Below are 17,264 nucleotides of genomic sequence, written 5' to 3'. Positions count from 1 at the left end.
TTCGCCATTACCTTGGCTGTACTCGGCTTGATTGTCGCCCTGTTTGCTTTCATCTTCAGCTTCGCGGCTCCAGTCTTCATGTCTAGCGGAGCCGAGCTGATGAGCTCAAACTGGCGCCCTGAAAACCAGCAATTTGGCATCACTGCGATGCTCAAAGGCTCGCTGATTTTGGCAGTCATATCCACCCTAGCAGCCTTCCCCATCGCTCTCGGTGTTAGCTGTTTTTGTCTCATCCCGAAATTTTCAAAATTAGCTAAACCTGTCATTGTCGTCACCCGCCTAGCAGCCGGCATCCCTACAGTGGTCTACGCCGTCTGCGCACTCTTCATACTAGTACCTCTTGTTCGACAATCATTCACCGCTAGTTCCGGACTGTGTTTGCTTAGCGCGATCATTGTCATGATCATACTCATCATGCCAACTATGATTGTGCTGCTGAATACCCAACTAGCCCCAAGCTTCCAACGACACCAGCTAACAGCCAACTCGCTCGGCATGAGCGATGAACAGGTAATCTGCAAAGTCATCCTCCCGGTATCTAGCAAAGCTCTCGCCAGCGCCGCCATTCTTGGATTTAGCCGCGCCATTGGCGATACCATGATTCCTCTCATGCTGGCTGGAAATGCGGCCCAGTCAACCGGCTCACTACTAGATTCTGCACGCACACTAACTGCCCACATTGGCCTCGTCATCGCCACGGAAAAAGGTAGCCCTGAGTATAATTCCTTATTTGCAGCTGGCTTCATTCTTTTACTCAGCAGCTTGACGGTCACCATTATCGTTAGACGACTAGAACAAACCCACGCCGCACATGACTAAACAAGAGCCCAAACCAAGCTACAGCCCCAGACGCAGCTGCAGAACGCACTGGTTGCAGGTTTACGCCCTAGCCTGTGCCTGCTTTTTCACCAGCCTAGTAGGACTCTGCCTCGCCTACATTATTTACCGAGGCTCACCAACTCTATCAACCAGCTTATTTTTTGGCGACACTGCACCACTCGCAGCAATTTTAGGGCGCCAACCGATCTGGGATGGCATCTGGCCAGCCTGCGCGGGCACACTGAGCTTAGTTGCCACTTCGCTCGCCTTAGCAATCCCGCCGGGAGTCGCAGCTGGCATCTACCTAGCGGAATTCCCAAAGTCATGGTTGAGCCGTTGCGTAGGCCCCGCCATTGATATCCTAGCAGGCATTCCGTCAATTCTCATGGGGCTATTTGGTTTCACCCTCATCATCACTTTGCGCTCACTAACATTACCCACAGCTAATACTAGCTTGCTACTTTCTGGGCTATGCATCGCTATGCTGATTTTGCCCTATCTAGCCAGTACCACGCGTACCGCCCTGCTAGCCATCCCCAGCCAGCTGAGACTAACCGCCAACTCATTAGGCTTCAACCAATGGCAAGCCATCTATCGAATTTACCTACCGCGATGCAAAACAGCCATCATCAGCGGCATCATGTTAGCCACAGGCAGAGCAGCTGAAGACACCGCAGTGATCATGCTAACTGGGGCTGTAGCCAATGCAGGCATGCCAGCTGGATTACTTGAGCGCTACGAAGCCCTGCCATTTACTATCTACTATTACAGCTCGCAATACCAATCGCAGCAGGAGCTCAACATGGTCTTTGGCGCAGCCCTAACCTTATTGATATTTACGACGACTATTTTCACTATCGCCGGAAAAATCATCTCAAACCAGCATGATACATTCTAATAAATCAATGCCAGCTAACAAAATCATTGGAAATGTCTCTGAGCTGGAGGTAGCCCTCGACAATAAAGTCGTGATCAAGTGTGACCAGCTAGAGATCTATCAAAATAAAATCCACGTGCTCACTGGCCCATCTGGCTCAGGCAAAAGCACTTTCTTGCGAGCTCTCAACAGACTCAACGATTGTCTATCTAACGCGCGCACTCGTGGCAGTATTTGCCTGCAAATTGACGGCAAAGAGACATCCATTGACAAACTAAAACCCACACAGCTCCCTCACCTAAGACGCAAGGTCGGCATGGTTTTCCAATCCCCTAACCCACTGCCTGTGAGCATAGAAAAAAACATGCTCTTGCCACTACGTGCTGCATACAAACTGAGCAAACCTGAGGAACAGGAGATCACCCAACAGGCATTACAGCTGGCCGGTCTCTGGCATGAAGTGAAAGACAGAATGCACCTAGCTGCAGACAAATTATCTGGAGGGCAACAACAACGACTCTGCTTAGCGCGCACCCTAGCCCTACAACCAGAAATACTCTTGCTAGACGAACCGACCGCTTCACTTGACCCACAAATGACTGAGCAGATAGAGGACACAATCCTCCAGCTAGCAGATCGTTTCACTATTGTCACCGTTAGCCACTCGCTGGCGCAAACCAGCAAGCTGGCGGATTTCATCATTAAAGCAGAAGACGGCATCATCTCGGCCAGCCAGCCAACCTGACAAATTATTGGCTGGTATTTTCTATCACCCACTTTGCGTAGGCTGCGGCAGCTTTTTCTATCGGCAACGCCAATATCGCAGGATTGTCGTATGGATGGTTTTCTTCCAGCCAGCTTTCTAACTTAGGATAAGTTGCAGCTGAAGTTTTCATCATCACATAAACTTCATTTTCACGACAAATCTCACCATCCCACGGGTAGATAGACTCTATATCGCCAAGAATATTGACGCAGGCAGCTAGACCAGCCTCGACCACTTCTGCGCCAAGCTGACGCGCCACCTCACGACTGGGAAATGTAGAAACAACAATAAACAAAGCATTCATAGCGACAGCTTGACGCAGAGCTCTGACTTTGACAAACTTGATTTTACAAACATGAAATCGGGATTTTTAGACAAACTCATTGCGCGGCTAGATCGTGTCGAGCCAGGCGAGGTACAAAGCTTGGTCACTCGCTTGGTGCGTGAAAATGGCTTTTTTGAAAGTGTCTTTGAATCCCTGCAGGAAGGATTATTCATCACTGATCTGGACGGCAATATCACCTACATCAACCACTCGGCGGGACGCTTATTTGGCCTGAATACAACTCAGTGTGTCGGCCAACAGATAGACGCAACCATTCGCGGTCTTAGCTGGAGCAAATTAGCCGACCCCAAAAAAGTGGTTAGCCGCGACATGGAGATTTTCTACCCTGAACATCGGCTGCTCAATTTCTATCTTGCACCCATTCTGCACGAAACCGAAGATGAATCGCGCAGCCAGTCGCTCGGTTTCTTATTATTAGTCAGAGACATTACCAACTCTAGCAAAGAAGCTGAAGCCATGATGGAGAGCGAGAAGCTGAATGCTCTCACATTGTTAGCTGCTGGCGTAGCGCATGAAATTGGCAACCCGCTGAACTCACTCGGTATCCACCTCCAGTTGATGTCGCGCAAGATCCGCAAGCTGCCAGACGAGGTAGCCGCTGGCCTCAACGAGCATCTCGTTACCGCTCAAGCTGAAATTGCTAGACTCGATAATATTCTCAAGGAATTCCTCCAAGCAATCCGACCAACTGCACCGAAACGCGAACCCAAACAGCTCCATGAGATATTACGCAGCACACTCAGCGTAATAGAACCGGAGCTAAAACAACGCAATGTGCAAGTAGCGCTGGAGATGGCTGATAGTCTCCCGCTGCTAGAGCTCGACAGCGAGCAAATCCAACAGGCTATCTATAATTTGATCCGCAATGCAGCGCAGGCTCTACCAGCTGACGGTGGTATCATTACAATTTCCAGCCAACTCAACGACTACGACGTCACCCTTTCGATTCAGGATGAAGGCAGCGGCATCCCACCTGAGGTGATGGGGTCGATATTCGAACCCTATCACAGCACAAAAGAAAGCGGCACAGGACTCGGCCTGCTTATTGTGCGCAGAATTTTACGCGAACATGGCGGTGAAATCGAAATCGAATCACAAGAAGGTGTGGGGTCGAAAGTTAAATTATATTTCCCGCTAAACGAACCCGGCATGAGAATGTTAGAATCGTCTAGCGACTCCATCATTGAAGTGGAACCAATTCAACCTAACTCGCCATCATAATGCAATCTACCCTGCTCATCGTCGACGACGAAAAAGCCACGCGAGACGGGCTACGTATAGCGCTGGAAGATGAATTTGACTGCTACGTAGCTGGATCTCCAGCTGAAGCCGTGCGCATCCTCAAGAGCCAACAGGTTGACGTTATGCTCACCGACCTGCGCATGGGCTCTGACAGCGGGATGGATCTGCTAGAAGAAGCAAAAAAGGTTAAATCTCCACCCGTTTCTATCATGATGACCGCTTATGGCTCGGTAGATACAGCCGTAGAAGCGATGCGTCGTGGTGCATGGCACTTTGTCACTAAACCACTTAACATCGACGAAGTTGAGATGTTAGTCAAACGTGCCGTTAATACCCACCAGCTGAAACAATCTAACGTCCAGCTGGAAAAGGAGAATGTAAAACTCAAAAAACAAGTCACCAGCCAGCAGAATAAACTACCATTGTTAGTTGGCAACTCGCCAGCCATGCACCGCGTGGGAGAGTTAATCAAACAAATTGCGCCGAGCAAAGCCACTGTATTGATTGAAGGCGAAAGCGGTACGGGTAAAGAGCTAGTTGCTCAAGCAATCCACCAACTCAGCGATAGGCCCAAAGATAAATTAGTAACTGTCAACTGCGCCGCCCTATCCCCGCAGCTGCTAGAAAGCGAGTTATTTGGTCACGAAAAAGGAGCCTTCACCGGAGCGGCCCAACGAAGAATTGGCCGCTTTGAGCAAGCCGACGGCGGCACGCTCTTCCTCGATGAAATAGGTGAAATTGACGCCACCACACAAGTAAAACTGCTGCGCGCACTGAGTGAGCGCAAGATTGAGCGCGTTGGATCCAACTCGCCAATTCAGGTAGATGTCAGAGTGATCACCGCAACTAACCGCCATTTGGCAAAAATGGTAGAAGATGGCGATTTTCGCGAAGATTTATTTTTTCGCCTCAATGTAGTTCAGTTAGATTTACCACCACTGCGAGATAGAGAGGATGACATTTTACTGTTAGCCAATGTCTTCCTCAAAGAATTCGCTGAAGAAAATGGCAAAAATTTCAAACCTTTGAGTGGTGAGGCTGTCCAACTACTGAACCAATACGGCTGGCCAGGCAATGTGCGAGAGCTCAGAACGAGTATCGAACATGGCGTCATCATGGCTAGAGACAATGATATAGAAATAGGTATCGACCACCTTCCACTCAGAATTGCCGATTCAGCAGCAAGCTATGAACCTGCTTCAGCTGAACCAAATTTCACTAAATCGACTCACGCTAACACCGAGCCTGTTAAGGAATTCAACTTGCATAATTTAGAAATCCGAACCATTAAAGGTGCGCTCAAAGCAGCTAGTAATAATCGCACAGAAGCCGCAAAACTTCTGGGCATCAGCCGACGCACACTGCAGCGTAAGATCAAAGAATTTAAGCTCAGCTAGAAATCACCCAGAAAGCCATCATGAACTCCATGCAAACTGATACCGCAAAAATAACGCGCCGCATACTCTTCTTTGTATTGTTAGCCATTTTGGCTCTTTCCACTTTGTTGGTGACGTTTCGTGGTTTATCAGACCCGCTAGGCATTGATCAAGCACAGCTCGGGCGTGAGATAGCCCGAGGCAATGGATACACCTCACAGGTCATTCGCCCCGCGTCTATTTATTTGATGGAGAATAATGGCCAAGATGCGCGACTTGACCGCTTCAATGATACCTATCATGCGCCACTGAACCCACTCATGTATGCGGCCATACTAAAAATCACTGGTGGCGATCAATTCAACAACTGGATGATGGATAGTAACAGCCAAGTCTATCAGCCTGATAGAATCATCGCAGCTACTTGTATTATTTTCTTCCTCATAGCTATCGGTATTAACTACTTACTGATTGCGCGCATTTTTGATACTTCGATTGCCGCCGTCGTGGCTTTGCTGATGCTCTTCTGTGAGATGATGTGGGAATTCTCGCAGTCAGGACTGCCGCAGATGCTGATGCTGATGTTATTTTCCTGCGCCATGTTCTTCGCGTGGAAGGCGATGGAAAATGCAGAGATGAAAAAACCGGTGATGGCTCCCGCGTTTCTATCTGGCATATTCCTCGCTCTACTTGTACTCACTCACTGGATCACCATCTGGATCGTCATTGGCTACCTAGTATTTGCAGCAATATTCTTCCAGCCGCGCGGTTTGGTAGCCTCAACTGTATTTGCCATCGTTACGATTTTCACGATACCTACTCTGTATCTGTTATATATACAACCTACAGGCACCCCTGTAGGCTCAGCTTTCTACAATATCTACAATGGCATTGGAGGCGGCATGAGCGAAATGGATACCATACGCTCACTAAACCCAACGGATAATGAGCTAGCCGTTCAAGGTCTCATGCTGCAGACCACACGTACCATTCTGACGCAGATCACAAGCCTATACTCAAACCTCGGCTCAGTGCTTGCGGCACCTATCTTTTTCTTAGCCCTGCTGCACCCATTCAAGCGTGAAAGCCTGCGCAATTTCCGCTGGGGCATCTTGCTTATGTGGGTATTTGCCTGCATCGGCATGGCTATCTTCGGCCTCGGTCGCCCAAATAGCAGCATGAACAGCAACCAAATTCACATTCTCTTCATGCCGCTCATGTCTGCCTACGGAGTAGCTATGGTTTCCATCCTGTGGAGTCGCGTTGCCATTCCGCAGATGAAATTTGCCCATTATTTTGTTTTGATTGCCATCAGCGCAGGCCCGCTCCTATTGGCTTTCCCGCAAGAATTTCGTAATGGCATGCGTCGCGAAAAAGCTGGCGGCGCGCCATCATGGCCAATGACTCACCCATTAGCCCTCAATACAACGCTCACCAAAGTAAGCAAAAAGAGTGACCTAATTATTTCCGATCAGCCAGAATGTGTCGCTTGGTATGCCGATAGAACCGCGATCTTACTGCCAAAAAACCAAGATCAAATTGAGCAAATTGAATCTCGTGCGGAAAAACAACAACTCAATCTAGCTGGAATTTTCATCACCCCTCGTTCGTTCAATGCAGCTGCAATCATGAACAATGGATACCCTACCAACAGCGACTATGGTGAACTTTTCCCACTCGTTTACAACTACTGGTCAAACTACGGAAACGGCGTACGAGGCGGTAATGCGAAGTCATTCCTTGACACGAACCCAGATTTCAAAACATTAACTGCGCGCTACAAGTACCCAGTGCCAATTCTCGGAAGAGGATTGATGATGTATTATTCTAAAGAACTTCCCGTGCTTAGCAAATAACAAGCACACCTAGCCGCGAGCCTATGCCAGCAAAAAAATCAACCAAGATCCCCTTTGAGAAAGCTCTCGACGAACTCGAAAAGCTCGTCGACACCATGGAAAGTGGTGAACAATCATTGGATGAATTGGTCACAAACTACGAAAGAGGTGCAAAATTGATTGCACATTGCGAAGGAGTCATCTCTGATGCCCGCAAGCGCCTCGAACTTATCACTCTCAATCCCGATCACTCTGTCGCCGCAGACACCCAAAATACACCTGCGACCAGAGAACCAGCCGAACAAGACAACGATGACCTCAGACTCCTCTAATTCTCTTCCAGACCTACTCGCCACTATCAACAGTCCGGCGGATCTAAAAGGAATGGACGATGAGCAACTCGAACAGCTGGCTGAAGAAGTTCGCCATACGCTCATCAACTGCCTCTCTGTCACCGGTGGCCACCTTGGCCCGAACCTCGGGGTGACCGAACTGAGCATCGCGCTGCATAAGGTTTTTGATACGCCTGCCGATAAGTTTCTTTTTGACGTTTCCCACCAAGGATACGTACACAAAATGCTTACTGGTCGCGCTAAAGAAATCCACACCATCCGCACACCGGACGGGCTAAATGGTTTCCTGCTGCGCACCGAATCTGAGCACGACTGCTACGGAGCTGGCCACGCTGGCACGGCTGTTTCAGCGGCTCTGGGCATGGCATCAGCGCGCGACCTCAAAGGTGACGACAACCACGTGGTTGCGGTTGCTGGTGATGCGGCATTCACTTGCGGCCCTACGCTAGAAGCCCTCAATAACATCGCAGAGACCACTAAGAAATTCATCATTGTGCTCAATGACAACGAATGGTCTATCGATAAAAACGTCGGCGCCCTAGCCAAATACTTTAACAACATCCAGACCCACCCGACATTTGCCTCAATTCGCCACTCAGCGGCGGATTTTGTCGAGCGTGTAGGTGGAAAATCAGCACGTAAATTTGCTCACAAAGTCGAGCGCAATACCAAAAACCTACTGATCCCAAATGTGATCTTTGAGAAATTTGGTGTTCGTTATTATGGCCCAATCGACGGTCACGATTTACCGCTACTGGTGCGGACATTCGAGTACCTGAAGACCCAAAACGAGCCGGTGATTTTACACATCATCACTGAAAAAGGTCGTGGCTACAAACCAGCTCTGGATAATCCAGGAAAATTCCACGGACTGGGTGCCTACAAAATCGAAGATGGCTCGACTGCTGCTCCAGCCACCCCGACTTACTCGGAAATCTTTGGTCGTGCGCTGACAGATTTTGCCAAAGAAGACAAATCCATCACCGCCATCACCGCAGCCATGCCAGGCGGCACCAAGTTGGAGATCTTCAAAGATGAAGTCAACGAGCGCTACTTTGACGTTGGCATCGCGGAAGAACACGCAGCCCTGTTTGCCTGTGGCCACGCCACCCAAGAGCTGCGCCCATTCCTCGCCATCTACTCCACATTCATGCAGCGCGCCTACGACATGATCATTCATGACATGGCCTTGCAGAAATTGCCTGTGCGTTTGTGCATGGACCGCGCAGGCCTAAGTGGCGACGACGGCCCAACTCACCACGGATTATTTGACATCGGCTACCTCAGCCACGTTCCAGACCTCGTCTTCATGCAGGCTAAAGATGAAGATGAATTTGTCGACATGCTGTGGACGATGAAACACATCGACGACCTACCATCAGCCATCCGCTACCCACGTGGCGCTGGCACAGGAGCACAACCAAAAGCGAAACCACAGCTGCTGGAAATCGGCAAAGCTGAGCTGGTGCAAAAAGGCAGCGACATCACGCTGATTGGCTTAGGGAATCTGTTCGAAATGGCAGAAGAAACATGCCGCCAGCTGGAAGCTCAGGGTCACTCAGTCACCTTGATCAACCCACGCTTCATCAAACCGCTCGACGCCGAAATGATCATCGAACACGCGCGCAACGCCAAAGTGGTTTGCACCTTTGAAGATCACGTCATCGCCAATGGCTTTGGCACCAGCGTGCTCGAGCTACTCAGCGACCAGCAAATCCACACCCCAGTGGTGCGCATCGGCTGGCCAGATGAATTTGTCGACCACGGCAAAGTGGATCAACTTCGCCAGCGCTACGGCGTTTCCGTCGAAGCGGCTCTCAAGCAGATCCAGCAAAACCTCTAGGCCCACAAGCCCGCTAGATCATGGCTGATTCATCCAAGATCAAACCGCTGGCATTGCGCCATCCGATCGATAATTTACCCGAGCTGCACACCGCTTTACTCAAGTGGTTTGCCAGCGAAGGGAAAACGTATCCATGGCGCGAGACCACTGATCCATGGTCTATCTTGGTGTCAGAAATCATGCTGCAGCAGACGCAGATAGCCACCGTGCTAGACCGCGGCTACTACGCAAATTTTCTAGCCAGATTCCCCGACCCCATCTCCATTGCCGATGCGGATGAAGAGGAAATCCTCAAGGCCTGGGAAGGGCTCGGCTATTACCGGCGCGTGCGCAATTTGCAAAATACCGCGCGCCAGATTGTCACCAGCCACGATAACCAATTTCCCACCGATCACGGGCAAATCCTCGACCTCCCCGGCGTCGGCCCATACACGGCTGGCGCGGTAGCTTCATTTGCATTCAACCAGCCAGAACCCATCGTTGATGGCAACATCGCGCGCGTATTATCGCGCTTGTTCGACTTCCACGGTGAAGTCGACAGCTCAGCTGGACAAAAACAAATCTGGGCATGGGCTGGCCAGCTAGTTCACAGCAAAAAAGCACGTCAATGGAACTCCGCCATCATGGAGCTCGGCCAGACGTATTGCTCGGCGAAAAACCCAAACTGCGACGGCTGTCCGGTGTGGGAGTTTTGCCTCACTCGTACCCCTGACCTACTACCAAGCAAAAAAGCCGCAAAAAAAACCGTGCTGGTGGATGAATTCACCCTCTTATGTCGCGATCAATTTGGCCGCGTCTTGATGCAGCAACAAGCCAGTGGCGCGCGCCGCGAAGGGTTCTGGAAATTACCCGAGCGCGATGCCGAAGCTGTCGCCCACCTGCATTCGTGCTACCGGGCAAAATACGGCATCACCCACCACCGCGTCACCTTATACGTCTACCAATGCGCCCCAGAATCACTGCCCGAAGCAGCCAAAGGCACTAAGGAAAGCTGGTTCACCGTCGACGAACTCGAAGCGCTACCAATTTCCAGCCCGTACCGCAAAGCACTGGACAAGCTGCTTTCTGACTCGCTCATGTTATGATCAAAAAAGCCTTTATCCTTGGCGCTGGCCTCGGCACGCGTCTCCAGCCACTGACGCATTTTTTACCCAAGCCGCTGGTCCCACTATTCAACCGGCCCATGATCATGCGCACCCTCGAGCAATGCTACGCAGCTGGCATCCGTGAGTTTGCCATCAATACCCACCACCTGCCAGACGCGTGGGAAAAAGCATTCCCAGATCAACAATTTCGCGGCTGCCCGGTGCACTTTTTTCACGAAGAAAAATTGCTCGAAACTGGCGGTGGCCTGAAAAACATCGAGACATTTTTTGCCGGCGAGCCAGTGCTTGTTTACAATGGCGACATCCTCAGCACGCTGCCTCTGCAGCAGCTCATCGACCACCATCTCGCCGCTGGCCTAACCACCACGCTAGCGCTGAGATCCAATGGTCCGATCCAAAACATCACCGTGGAAGGCCCGCTCGTCACCGATTTGCGCAACCAGCTCAGCGAGGAAAAATCCAGCCACCAATTCACCGGCATCTACATCACCGAGGCCAAGATCCTAGATCTCATTCCAGCTGGTGAAAAAATTTCCGTCATCCCCGCCTTCCTTGAGCTAGCGAAAAAATCACAGCTCGGCGCCTGCTGTCTCGACGACGGTGATTGGTTTGATATCGGCACCGTCGACGCCTACCGCGAAATTCACACCACCAGCCAGCCAGCTGATGGCGAATCCCGCATCCACCCAGAAGCGGACATTCACCCAACAGCAGAAATCTGCAATTCCATCATTGGCAGTTCAGTACCAGCAGACTGCAAAATCACAGATTCCATCATTTGGCCAGATTGCCAGCTGGAAAAAGGTGCCACGATCACCTCCTCCATCATCACGCAGTAAGCAAATCACCCAACGTTTGTTTCCCCCTACACAATCAACCACAACCGCCAGAAACTAGCCCAGGTATAGACCTGAGCAGCACAAGCGGCGGATCAGAATTCACTAGTCACCTCCATTTAGTCAGACATCTTGAGTCTTTTTCACGGTTTTAGGTTGATTATTCGCACAATCCTGTTCTTTTGAGAACAAATTGACTTCCACGTATCATGCCTACCGATACTCTACTCACAGCAGTTCGCCATCACCTCGACCTCTCACCGACGCACACTTGCGTGATTGAACCAATCACCAAAGGCGCATCAGGCAGAACTATTGTTCGCCTCAAACCAGAGGGATTCCCTACCTACATCGGTGTGCACTACACCCTAGACCGTGCCGACAATGCCAACTACCTGCCCATCGCAGAAATGTTGCGCAAATCAGGATTCAACGTGCCTGAAGTCATTTACGACAACCCAACCCGCCGCGTCGCCCTCGTCGAAGACCTTGGCGATGCTGACCTGCTCTCCCTAAAAGACGAACCGTGGGAAGTGCGCGAGCCGATCTACCGGTCCGCCATGCAGCAGTTGGACAAACTTTTCTACACCCGTGTGCCAAAGGACATCGAACTCCAGCCGGAGTTTGACGCCAGCCTCTACGCTTGGGAACAAGACTACTTCTACGACCACGTCGCCGAAGACCACCTCGGACTTAACCCTGCATTGATCGAAGAACTGCGTGAACACCCAGCTCTGGAGCAAATGGCCAACGACCTCGGCGCCTCAGCACGCAACCTAGTCCACCGCGATTTCCAGTCACAAAACATCATCGCCAAAGACGGCAAAGCATTCCTCATCGATTTCCAAGGCATGCGCCGCGGACGTCAGGAATATGACCTCGCCTCATTGATCTACGATCCATACATGGCCCATTCTAAGGAAGAAATCCAAAAGCTCATCGAGCTATGGGAAGACGTATCCGAAGAAGAACCCATCATGCCAATTTTGGAAAAATGTGCCATCCAGCGCCTCATGCAGGCCATGGGTGCCTACGCAAACATCGCCATCAAAGAGCGTAACGATTGGTACCTGCAGCATCTTCCTACTGCCGCTGCCACTCTCAAAGAGCTCGTCAAAGGTACCGATCTCGAGCCAGCTCTAATGCCCGTGTTAGAAAAAATCTAATCCGTGCTTGGCTGGCGCGCAGACTTGTATTTTATATCACCTATGCGCCGGCTGCTCACATTCATCTTTTGCCTCTGCGTAGGCATCGCCACCACTCGTTACTGGGGCGACCTACGCATTCTCCATCAGATGGACCTGACACTAGCCTCTAGCTGGGTCAAAGAAGAACTTGGCCGCTCAGCTCTCACTCAGCTGGATTCAGACCATAACAGCATCATCGCTCTGGCTCAGAGTAACCAGCCAGACAAAAAACAAAACTTCGACATCGTCGCCGTCACTGACGACCCAGATCGCATTTTTGAAAATACCCCACCGAGCGCGTTAGATTACGCTACTATTTTTGCCAAACTCCACGAGCAAGGCGCCACCACCCTCGTCGCCGGCACCACCATGGGCTGGGACGACGAACCAGCTCTTCAGCTAACAGCGCTTAACCAACAGATCAAAAAATTCGATCGTGTGCTTGCCGGTGTACCACTTCGCCGTTCACCTAACGGCACACCAATCCCTGACATTTTTCTGTCTAGCGAGATTAGCACCAAACAACTCCGCGGTGACAGCAAACTGCTACCGCAAGTCAATGCTCTTGCGCTACCTAACCAGCTAGAACCTAGCAAGCACCTACTGCTAGGCTTCAGCCAGCTGGAGAGTGAAGAACTCAGTGACGACCACATCCAGCTAATCGCCATGTGGGATGGTCACATCATCCCCTCCTTTGAGCTCGTGCTCATCATGGTGGCCTATGACAAATCCCCTGAGGACCTAAACATCCATCTGGGTCAAACTCTCACCCTTGGCGCCGACGCCCCCATCATAAACATCGACCAGTGGGGGCGTACACCACTAGCGCTCAATCATCCACTCGCCCAGCCGACCACCAGCGCCGACGCCTTATTCATCGAAACTGTGAGCCTAACTCACCCACCCCTATTGATAGCTAACGGCAAAAAAAGCCAGCTCGCCAATCAAATCAGCCAGCAACGACTTGCTGACACCCTAGCAACGATCCAACTCTTTCCTGTAGCCAAACAGCCGATAGAATACACTCGCCTTCCCAGCTGGGCAGAAGCCGTCATCATCATCGACCTAGCCCTGCTCCTCAGCTGGCTCTCAGGAAGATCGCGCTTCACCCACATTCTATCCGTTCTGCTTATCATCAGTTTCAGCTACCTGCTGATTCTCGAGCTCATGCAGATGCTCAAATTCTGGCTTCCTGTCACCCCTATCCTAGCTACATTTTTGGTTTCCTTCCTCTCCATTGCACTGACTAAAAATCCATCGGCAAAGAAAACCGTCGAGCCCGCCAGCTAGATTCCTAGCAGCTCGAGCTAGCTGGCAGATATTCACCCTTTTCATTAGTGGCAAATTTCGCTACTACCCAGTGATTATGTCACTGGACTCCGTAACCAATAAAGCTTCTGTTCTGATCGAAGCTCTTCCTTACTTGCAATCATTTCGCGGTCACACATTCCTCATCAAAATGGGCGGTTCAGCCATGGACAACCCTGAGCTGGTACAAAAAGTCATGCGCGACATCGTCTTCCTCGAAGTCGCCGGCGTCAACCCAGTCGTTGTCCACGGTGGCGGCAAAGCCATCTCCGCTGCCATGAAAGAATCCGGCCTCGATGCCCAATTCATCGGCGGGTTCCGCGTCACCAGCCCAGAAGCCATCAACATCGTTGAAAAAACTCTCTCAGGCACCATCAACCCAGGCCTCGTTAACATGATCCGCCAGTTTGGTGGCAAAGCCGCTGGCGTGCCAGGTACCGACGTCTTCATCGGCGAGCGCATCAAAGGGAAAAACGACGACGGCGAAATGGTCGACATCGGTCGCGTTGGCCAAGCCGTAGGCTGCCAGCTAGAACGCATGCACGACGCGCTCAAATCCGATATCGTGCCAGTTATTTCCCCTCTAGCATCCGAGCTGGGAACCGGTAAACCACTCAATGTCAACGCCGATCTAGCAGCCGCAGCCCTAGCTAAAGAGCTGCGCGCCACAAAACTCATCTACCTATCAGACGTGCCAGGTTTGATGCAAGACCCTAGCAAACCAGAGACATTAATCCCGTCTATCAACCGTAAAAAAGCAGCTGAACTAATGGCCGACGGCACCATCTCTGGAGGCATGATTCCTAAGATCAGCTCAGCCCTAGATGCCCTATCAGCTGGTGTTGGAAAAGTGCACTTTATTGACGGTCGCACTCCTCACTCTCTGTTACTAGAAATATTTACTAAATCGGGTATCGGCACTGAAATCATTTCAGAATAAACGACATACAAAAACACCCCCAATTTTAGTGTCATTCACGGTTAGCAATTCTTGCCAAACTACCGTTTATCATGCATAAACCCATGCATGAGTAATATCCCAGTTTTGGTTAAAAATGACGCATGGCTCACACCTAACGCAGAATCAATTCAAACTCGAATCGACCGCCACGATGCCGAGATGGATCGCATCCTAACCAAGACTGGCTCGATAAAATCATACGCATCGGCTCACGACTTCCTAGGCATCAACTACGACCCACAAGCGGACCAATGGAACATCCGCGAGTGGGCACCTAATGCAAAGAGCGTTAGCCTAATCGGTGACTTCAACTTATGGGATAAATCTAGCCATCCGCTAGAACCTAGCAATTCAGGCATCTGGTCGCTAACTCTACCAGGTAATGCACTACAACATCTGCAGAAGGCCAAACTTCATGTTGTTGGCGCTGACGACACCCAGCGCGACCGCATCCCTGCATGCATCCGCAAGGTCGTGCAAGATACGCTGAGCAACGACTACTCAGCTGAAATTTGGAACCCATCGGAACATTACTACTGGCGCAACGACTTTGACGCCAGCCACATCAAAAGCCCGCTGATATACGAAGCCCACGTCGGCATGGCTGGCGAGGACGAACGCATTCATACCTATCGCGAGTTTGCCACCGAGATCCTCCCGCGCATCTCTAAAGCTGGTTACAACGTCATCCAGCTGATGGCAGTGCAAGAGCACCCGTACTACGGTTCATTTGGTTATCACGTCTCATCATTTTTTGCCCCGTGCAGCCGCTTTGGCACACCTGACGATCTCAAATTCCTCATCGATACCGCCCACGGCATGGGCATCGCCGTATTGCTAGACATCGTCCATTCACATGCAGTCAAAAACATCGCCGAAGGACTCAACCGCTTCGACGGTACCGACTATCAATACTTCCACGACGGCGGTAAAGGCGAACACCCACAGTGGGATTCAAAATGTTTTGACTACGGCAAAGAAGAAGTCAGACAGTTCCTCCTCTCTAACGTTCGCTATTGGCTGGAAGAATTCCGCTTTGATGGATTCCGTTTCGACGGCATCACCTCAATGCTCTACGACCACCACGGCAACATCTCATTTGACCACTACGATAAATATTTCCAGGACGGCGTAGACAACGACGCCGTGCTTTACCTCCAGCTGGCTACCACGCTAGCCAAAGCAATCAACCCGCAAGTACTACTCATTGCCGAAGACATGAGCGGCATGCCGGGACTTTGCCGACCAGTTAGTGAGGGAGGCATCGGTTTCACTCACCGCCTCGCCATGGGCATTCCCGACTACTGGATCAAACTTCTCAAAGAAGTTAGTGATGAAAATTGGGACCTCGAGCGCTTGTGGGAAACCATGCTCAACCGCCGTCACGGCGAAGCTACTATCGCCTACTGTGAGAGTCACGATCAGGCACTCGTCGGCGATAAAACCTTAGCCTTCCAGCTAATGGACAAGGAAATGTACTGGCACATGACCACTAATGATAGAGACCTAACTATCGAACGTGGAACAGCGCTACACAAAATGATTCGCCTATTCACCCTCGCCTTTGGTGGTGACGCATGGCTCAACTTTATGGGCAACGAATTTGGCCACCCTGAGTGGGTCGACTTCCCACGCGAAGGCAACCAGTGGTCGTATCAATACTGCCGCCGACAGTGGTCATTAGTAGACAACCCAGCGCTGCGCTACCAGCATCTCGCTAACTTCGACCGCAGCATGATAGATCTAGCTAAAGTCTATCCGTTCCTCAACGAACCATACCCAGAACTACTCTACGTTCACAACGACGACAAAATCCTCTGCGCTCGCCGCTGTGGCATCGTCTTTATCTTCAACTTCCACGTAGACAAATCGTATGAAGGCTACGAGCTGCCAGTGCCAGAGATGGACGACTACCGCATCGTGCTCAATAGCGACACCTACCCACACGGCGGCCACAAGCGTGTCGAGCCGCGCACCGTGTTCTCAGCGGTTGAATCCGAAGGTCGACCAAAAATCAAAATCTACCTACCTAGCAGAACCTGTATGGTGCTAGCCAAAACCACCTAACAAATCAATCTTACTAAAGTATAACAACAAACCAACTAGATAACTATGTTTGAATTTGCATCACTCCTCACCCTCGCCCAATCAGCGTCCTCGGACGCAGCCTTCGGAATCTTTGGCATCATCATGCTGCTCGTTGGCATATCGTTTTTTGGCCTCTGGCTATGGTCGCTCATTCACTGCATCAAAAATAAACAACTGTCAGATAACAATCGTATTATTGGTATCGTACTGATCGTGTTGCTTGGTCTTTTAGGCAGCTTGATCTATCTTTTCCTACCACGCGAAGCCTAATCCTTCAGCTGGTTAGAAATCAATCGTCCAGCTAGCTAGAATCTAGCTAGC

At 50.7% G+C, this 17,264-nt stretch carries 16 protein-coding genes; 15 read left to right on the top strand and 1 reads right to left on the bottom strand.

All coding sequences use genetic code 11. The features are described from left to right. Positions 1-12 precede the first annotated feature (12 nt). From JIN82_RS08440 to JIN82_RS08430, 3 genes are read left to right on the top strand one after another with little or no spacing between them, the layout of a single operon-like run. Positions 13-819 (top strand): PstC family ABC transporter permease, encoded by an 807-nt coding sequence (locus JIN82_RS08440; protein ID WP_200311191.1) that lies wholly within the window; start codon positions 13-15, stop codon positions 817-819. Continuing rightward, positions 812-1,717, top strand: a complete 906-nt coding sequence (locus JIN82_RS08435) for a PstA family ABC transporter permease (protein ID WP_200311190.1) — start codon at positions 812-814, stop codon at positions 1,715-1,717. Before JIN82_RS08440 ends, JIN82_RS08435 begins: the two co-directional genes overlap by 8 nt. After that, positions 1,704-2,441 carry a phosphate ABC transporter ATP-binding protein gene (locus tag JIN82_RS08430; RefSeq protein WP_200311189.1) on the top strand — a complete coding sequence of 246 codons (738 nt, stop codon included), beginning with the start codon at positions 1,704-1,706 and terminating at the stop codon, positions 2,439-2,441. Before JIN82_RS08435 ends, JIN82_RS08430 begins: the two co-directional genes overlap by 14 nt. Positions 2,442-2,445: 4 nt before the next feature. On the opposite strand, the gene cutA is transcribed toward JIN82_RS08430, so the two are convergent. After that, positions 2,446-2,766: a divalent-cation tolerance protein CutA gene (gene cutA, locus JIN82_RS08425; RefSeq protein ID WP_200311188.1), complete on the bottom strand. Its 321-nt coding sequence runs from the start codon at positions 2,764-2,766 to the stop codon at positions 2,446-2,448. Positions 2,767-2,817: 51 nt separating this feature from the next. Between cutA and JIN82_RS08420 the strand changes: the two genes are divergently transcribed. The 12 genes from JIN82_RS08420 (at position 2,818) to JIN82_RS08365 (ending at position 17,213) form a co-directional block, all read left to right on the top strand. Next, the gene (locus JIN82_RS08420) at positions 2,818-4,029 is read left to right on the top strand and encodes a two-component system sensor histidine kinase NtrB (RefSeq protein ID WP_200311187.1); all 1,212 of its coding nucleotides are present in this window, start codon (positions 2,818-2,820) and stop codon (positions 4,027-4,029) included. Further along, positions 4,029-5,447: a sigma-54-dependent transcriptional regulator gene (locus JIN82_RS08415; RefSeq protein WP_200311186.1), complete on the top strand. Its 1,419-nt coding sequence runs from the start codon at positions 4,029-4,031 to the stop codon at positions 5,445-5,447. The genes JIN82_RS08420 and JIN82_RS08415 overlap by 1 nt, the downstream gene beginning before the upstream one ends. 20 nt (positions 5,448-5,467) lie before the next feature. Further along, the gene (locus tag JIN82_RS08410) at positions 5,468-7,282 is read left to right on the top strand and encodes a phospholipid carrier-dependent glycosyltransferase (RefSeq protein ID WP_200311185.1); all 1,815 of its coding nucleotides are present in this window, start codon (positions 5,468-5,470) and stop codon (positions 7,280-7,282) included. A 23-nt stretch (positions 7,283-7,305) separates the two neighbouring features. Beyond that, entirely contained in the window at positions 7,306-7,593 is a 288-nt protein-coding gene (gene xseB, locus JIN82_RS08405) for an exodeoxyribonuclease VII small subunit (protein ID WP_200311184.1), read from the top strand. Further along, positions 7,574-9,457 carry a 1-deoxy-D-xylulose-5-phosphate synthase gene (gene dxs, locus JIN82_RS08400; RefSeq protein WP_200311183.1) on the top strand — a complete coding sequence of 628 codons (1,884 nt, stop codon included), beginning with the start codon at positions 7,574-7,576 and terminating at the stop codon, positions 9,455-9,457. Before xseB ends, dxs begins: the two co-directional genes overlap by 20 nt. A 20-nt stretch (positions 9,458-9,477) precedes the next feature. After that, positions 9,478-10,542 carry an A/G-specific adenine glycosylase gene (locus JIN82_RS08395; protein ID WP_200311182.1) on the top strand — a complete coding sequence of 355 codons (1,065 nt, stop codon included), beginning with the start codon at positions 9,478-9,480 and terminating at the stop codon, positions 10,540-10,542. Continuing rightward, positions 10,539-11,402, top strand: coding sequence for a sugar phosphate nucleotidyltransferase (locus JIN82_RS08390; protein WP_200311181.1), 864 nt, complete (start codon positions 10,539-10,541; stop codon positions 11,400-11,402). The genes JIN82_RS08395 and JIN82_RS08390 overlap by 4 nt, the downstream gene beginning before the upstream one ends. A gap of 206 nt (positions 11,403-11,608) precedes the next feature. Next, complete coding sequence (locus JIN82_RS08385; RefSeq protein WP_200311180.1) at positions 11,609-12,565, top strand: phosphotransferase; 957 nt, start codon at positions 11,609-11,611, stop codon at positions 12,563-12,565. A gap of 42 nt (positions 12,566-12,607) precedes the next feature. Then, positions 12,608-13,876 (top strand): hypothetical protein, encoded by a 1,269-nt coding sequence (locus JIN82_RS08380; RefSeq protein ID WP_200311179.1) that lies wholly within the window; start codon positions 12,608-12,610, stop codon positions 13,874-13,876. A gap of 76 nt (positions 13,877-13,952) precedes the next feature. Beyond that, positions 13,953-14,834, top strand: a complete 882-nt coding sequence (argB, locus tag JIN82_RS08375) for an acetylglutamate kinase (RefSeq protein WP_200311178.1) — start codon at positions 13,953-13,955, stop codon at positions 14,832-14,834. An 87-nt stretch (positions 14,835-14,921) separates the two neighbouring features. Next, positions 14,922-16,922, top strand: a complete 2,001-nt coding sequence (locus JIN82_RS08370) for an alpha-amylase family glycosyl hydrolase (RefSeq protein ID WP_200311177.1) — start codon at positions 14,922-14,924, stop codon at positions 16,920-16,922. Between the two features lie 45 nt (positions 16,923-16,967). After that, on the top strand, positions 16,968-17,213 hold the full coding sequence (locus JIN82_RS08365; RefSeq protein WP_200311176.1) for a PLDc N-terminal domain-containing protein: 246 nt from the start codon (positions 16,968-16,970) through the stop codon (positions 17,211-17,213). The last annotated feature ends 51 nt before the right edge of the window (positions 17,214-17,264 follow it).

The organism is Persicirhabdus sediminis (assembly GCF_016595495.1).
Classification (GTDB): domain Bacteria; phylum Verrucomicrobiota; class Verrucomicrobiia; order Verrucomicrobiales; family Akkermansiaceae; genus Persicirhabdus; species Persicirhabdus sediminis.
This window is presented reverse-complemented; position numbering and strand designations above follow the sequence as displayed.

Coding starts and splice junctions, on each gene's coding strand:
- JIN82_RS08435 (WP_200311190.1), top strand. CDS start 812: ATGACTAAACAAGAGCCCAAACCAAGCTACAGCCCCAGACGCAGCTGC.
- JIN82_RS08430 (WP_200311189.1), top strand. CDS start 1,704: ATGATACATTCTAATAAATCAATGCCAGCTAACAAAATCATTGGAAAT.
- cutA (WP_200311188.1), bottom strand. CDS start 2,766: ATGAATGCTTTGTTTATTGTTGTTTCTACATTTCCCAGTCGTGAGGTG.
- JIN82_RS08420 (WP_200311187.1), top strand. CDS start 2,818: ATGAAATCGGGATTTTTAGACAAACTCATTGCGCGGCTAGATCGTGTC.
- JIN82_RS08415 (WP_200311186.1), top strand. CDS start 4,029: ATGCAATCTACCCTGCTCATCGTCGACGACGAAAAAGCCACGCGAGAC.
- JIN82_RS08410 (WP_200311185.1), top strand. CDS start 5,468: ATGAACTCCATGCAAACTGATACCGCAAAAATAACGCGCCGCATACTC.
- xseB (WP_200311184.1), top strand. CDS start 7,306: ATGCCAGCAAAAAAATCAACCAAGATCCCCTTTGAGAAAGCTCTCGAC.
- dxs (WP_200311183.1), top strand. CDS start 7,574: ATGACCTCAGACTCCTCTAATTCTCTTCCAGACCTACTCGCCACTATC.
- JIN82_RS08395 (WP_200311182.1), top strand. CDS start 9,478: ATGGCTGATTCATCCAAGATCAAACCGCTGGCATTGCGCCATCCGATC.
- JIN82_RS08390 (WP_200311181.1), top strand. CDS start 10,539: ATGATCAAAAAAGCCTTTATCCTTGGCGCTGGCCTCGGCACGCGTCTC.
- JIN82_RS08385 (WP_200311180.1), top strand. CDS start 11,609: ATGCCTACCGATACTCTACTCACAGCAGTTCGCCATCACCTCGACCTC.
- JIN82_RS08380 (WP_200311179.1), top strand. CDS start 12,608: ATGCGCCGGCTGCTCACATTCATCTTTTGCCTCTGCGTAGGCATCGCC.
- argB (WP_200311178.1), top strand. CDS start 13,953: ATGTCACTGGACTCCGTAACCAATAAAGCTTCTGTTCTGATCGAAGCT.
- JIN82_RS08370 (WP_200311177.1), top strand. CDS start 14,922: ATGAGTAATATCCCAGTTTTGGTTAAAAATGACGCATGGCTCACACCT.
- JIN82_RS08365 (WP_200311176.1), top strand. CDS start 16,968: ATGTTTGAATTTGCATCACTCCTCACCCTCGCCCAATCAGCGTCCTCG.